The organism is Acinetobacter sp. YH12249 (assembly GCF_013417475.1).
GTDB lineage: Bacteria > Pseudomonadota > Gammaproteobacteria > Pseudomonadales > Moraxellaceae > Acinetobacter.
Window position 1 is genome coordinate 1 of record NZ_VPDX01000060.1, and the last position, 3,939, is coordinate 3,939.

The window sequence follows — 3,939 nt, forward strand, 5'->3', positions numbered from 1 at the left end:
TGAAAACCTTCAAAATCCTTGCTGAGCGTTATCGAAATAGAGGTAAAAGGCTTGGTTTGAGATTCAATTTAATCGCTGGAATCTACAACTTGGAACTGAGCAAAAAATGATTTATGAAAGAGGTCTACTATTTAGTCAATATAGCAAACTATGGTAAAATAAATGCATCAATAAATTATTATAATTTAGTTGCAGAGTTCCTAAGAGAAAAGATTAAGGAAATAAATTTAAATGATATATTAGAATTTGAAAAAGAATTTCCTTTTGTTAATAATCACAACCATAATGATGAACTTGACTTGACATTAGAAGAGCTAAGAAAGTCTAAATATTGGCTTTATTTTAATAAAGGTTACTCTACATATAATCCCAACAAAGTGTTAACTAATTTTTTCATTAAATGCTTTGAGAATAAAATCATTGTTTTTAACCAGCACCCCATTACTTTACATCAATTAAACTTAATTAAGGATAAATCTAATACAGAGTATTTATCTCTTCCTTGTAAGACTAGAGATGAAGAAAACTTTTCATATCAAGACATTCAATCTCAAATAAAGAACTTAAAGAAAATTGTATTTATCCACTCTCAAAATGATTGTGCCCAAATAAATATTTCAAACTTTAATACTATAGGTGTAAAACGAATAAGTAAAATAACCCCTTTAAGAGATCTGGGGCGATTTGCAACACTACCTGCTGAGGTAACTTTTAAAGCAATACATGATTCATTTGAATTTATTCATAAATATTTAGATATATTACTTGATACTATTATTAGATATTCTTTATTCATAAAGAATAAAGAAGGAGATTTCAAAGATTTCTATAACTCTCCAGATTTTCCTGACACATTAAAGAGCATAGGTATTAAAGAGTTAAAAATACCTGATGATGAAAATTTTTTTTTAAATTTACGAATGAATCATGGATTTATAGATTTTTACAATATTCTTTTAGGGTCAATATTAGTTGCATTAGGTGCAATCACCGCTAGACGCATCTCTGAAATTATTGATCTACAATCATTAGATTGCTTATTGCCTAAAAATGTTGATCCATTTATAACAGAACATAAAGAGTTTGAGGTTATATTTGATAATCGAAAAAGTGGTGTTGGTGGCATTAATTTTCATCGTGAAAAGATGGCAAGACCTATACCAAGCATAATAGCAAAAATAATTTATAAACTTGAAAAGTTCAATTCAGTAATTTTAGATAATAATTTATCTAAATTATCAGATATTAATTTGGTTAATAGATATTCTTATGCTAGAAACACATGGTCAAAGTTATCTCATTCAACTTATGGTAACTTACTAAATTTATTTTGTGATTATTTTCAAACAAAAGTAATAGAATTTACCCCAAATGAATATAGAAGATATTATATACGACAGCATCAACTTAGACGTTTTTTTGCAATGATGTTTTTCTGGTCAAAAAGCTTTGATGGTTTAGATACATTACGCTACTTCCTTGGTCATACAGATATTGAACATTTATATCATTATATTACTGAACCTTTAACAGGTAGCGTTCTAAATGGCGTAAAATCTCATACAATTTCTGAAGCTTATTTAGGAAAATCAGGCCCAATTGTTAAAAACATTGAAAATTTGCGTGCAGTATTAATAAATCATTTCAATGTTGATGACTTGGAAATAATAAGCGCAAACAACTTTAAGCTGACAAATAATTTATCAAGCAAAATAAACTATCTTATAGATGAACATATAATTGACCTTCAACCTAGATTTTTTACCACCAAAGACAAAAAAAATAATACAATCCAAGAATTTGAGCTAATATTAATAATTAAGGATGATTTATGAAAAAAATTGATTCTCCTGAAGTTGAAAATTCAATTCAATCTGAAATTGACTTACTTCAACTTATAGTAAAAAAACCAAACAATTATATAAATGACAATACAATAAAATATGCTATTTCATCTCAAAAAAATATGGCTAAATACTCTAATAATGACTATGGCATTATCTCTCTATCACTAAACTCACACAAGCTTTATGTAAACAAGTATGCTAATATGACTTATAATCAGTTTAATGAATTGAGAATAAAAGCATTATTTTCAATCAGTAAAATCCCTGCAACCAAAAAGAATAAAATTGAAGAATTAAAAGCAGAGAATAACAACTTAAAAATCAATAACTTAATCCTTATAAAGATCATATATGATCTAAAGTCAACAATTTCAAATTTAGCTTTAAAAACCAATAGCAAATATACAATTGATGAAATAAATAATAAACTAAAACAATTTGAAAAATTATTAAACCATGCTAATGAGGTTTATTTTCATGAAGAATAAAAAACTATATTCAATGGTTATTAATTTTTCACTACCAAATTATATCTCCACATCCAAACAAGATATAAAATTTTACAATCTTGATGCCTTACCCTTTTTATTATTCCCTAATGGAATCCCATGCTATGAAGCTAATTCATATCTTATTTATAAATTAAAATTTGGTTATTCTGAAAACTATAATGGTGGCACATATAGAATATTTGCCAATCATTTGAGTCATTTTATCAGATTTACTTTTTATTGTAAGGAAATTGAAAATTTCTCTCAATTTGATGATAATTTATTTTCTGATTTTATGGATTATTTACAAGATGATCCTCTTGTTCGTTCGAATAATCAAATTATAAACATTGCTTATCAAATTATAGATTTTCTTTTTTTCATTGGGGAGCTTTATAATATTAATAATTTTATTGGAATTGGTAAAAATAATAAAATAAATTTAAGTAATAAAAATAAGAATGTTTATAGAGATAATAACAAAAAAAACTCTAACCCTAATTATTTTCATTATTCATTTCCTCCTCCTTCACCTAAACGAAAACGCTATCCTGTTTCCCTCGATGATTACAATAAGCTTCTGAATCATATAAATAACTCTGACATTGAGCCCCTAAGACATAGAAACTTATGTCTTCTCCAAGCACTTGAAAATACAGGTGGTAGAAGATCTGAAGTCTGCTCTATATCCATGAATTCTTTAAGATCAGCTTTAAAGACTGATTCAATCTCACCTTTGCTAGAAATTATAAATTTAAAAAATAATCGTTTAACAAAGACACGGGAAATTCCTGTTTCAAGAACTTTTTTACTGAATTTACGCTTTTATGTTCAATACTATAGAAATCCGATACTTCAAAAAAAAGGCATTAATCATGATTATATTTTTATTTCCCACACATCTGGTCATCCCTTACAACCTGATACATTAACTACTTATATGAATAATTGGTCCAAAGATGCCAATCTTTCCTCAAAAGTCTGTGCCCACATGTTCCGTCATAGATTTATTACAGAAAAATTTAAATCTTTAATTTTAGAACATGAATTATCGAATAGCGATGAATTTCGTAAACTGCTATTAAATACTTATCGATTAAAACAAATTATGCTTGAATGGACTGGTCACAGATCTATTACATCTTTAGATACATATATAAATTTAGCTTTTGATGAGCTTTCTGAAATCGATGAATTAAAAGAAAGAATTCTTGCAACCCCTTCTAATCATGTGATTAACACACACATCAATTTTTTAGAAAACTCTTTAAATAATAATCTTCCGATTGATCCTATTATATTACGCGAACTTATTGATCAACTTAAAAAATAAAACAAACTCTTAAATAAAGTTAATTACTTAATTTAATATTACATAACAGGTTCATTATATATAAACTATTCTTGTACAAACCTGCCAATATACCTTTATTTTACAATAGCTTTCTCAAATGAATTGGCCTATACCTAAACTGGTAATCCTCCCATAAATAACCGAAGTTAAAAGTAGAGGTTAAGCAGCCATTAGAGGTGGCTTTCCTTTGTTAGCTTGATGTGGTCTTTCATGGTTGTAATGCCACAACCAGTTTGTTGCATAATCT

General features: G+C 27.1%; 3 protein-coding genes and 1 pseudogene. All 4 read left to right on the forward strand.

The window, feature by feature from the left end; all coding sequences use genetic code 11:
* Nucleotides 1-110, forward strand: a pseudogene (locus FTV25_RS15710) (IS5/IS1182 family transposase); the annotation flags it as partial.
* A 3-nt stretch (nucleotides 111-113) separates the two neighbouring features.
* Nucleotides 114-1,835: a hypothetical protein gene (locus tag FTV25_RS15715; protein WP_257219027.1), complete on the forward strand. Its 1,722-nt coding sequence runs from the start codon at nucleotides 114-116 to the stop codon at nucleotides 1,833-1,835.
* Entirely contained in the window at nucleotides 1,832-2,335 is a 504-nt protein-coding gene (locus FTV25_RS15720) for a hypothetical protein (RefSeq protein ID WP_180004504.1), read from the forward strand. Before FTV25_RS15715 ends, FTV25_RS15720 begins: the two co-directional genes overlap by 4 nt.
* Nucleotides 2,325-3,671, forward strand: coding sequence for a site-specific integrase (locus tag FTV25_RS15725; protein ID WP_180004502.1), 1,347 nt, complete (start codon nucleotides 2,325-2,327; stop codon nucleotides 3,669-3,671). Before FTV25_RS15720 ends, FTV25_RS15725 begins: the two co-directional genes overlap by 11 nt.
* The last annotated feature ends 268 nt before the right edge of the window (nucleotides 3,672-3,939 follow it).

Bases quoted from the DNA above. Each gene is read 5' to 3' on its own strand.
- FTV25_RS15715 (WP_257219027.1), top strand. From the start codon at position 114: ATGAAAGAGGTCTACTATTTAGTCAATATAGCAAACTATGGTAAAATA.
- FTV25_RS15720 (WP_180004504.1), top strand. From the start codon at position 1,832: ATGAAAAAAATTGATTCTCCTGAAGTTGAAAATTCAATTCAATCTGAA.
- FTV25_RS15725 (WP_180004502.1), top strand. From the start codon at position 2,325: ATGAAGAATAAAAAACTATATTCAATGGTTATTAATTTTTCACTACCA.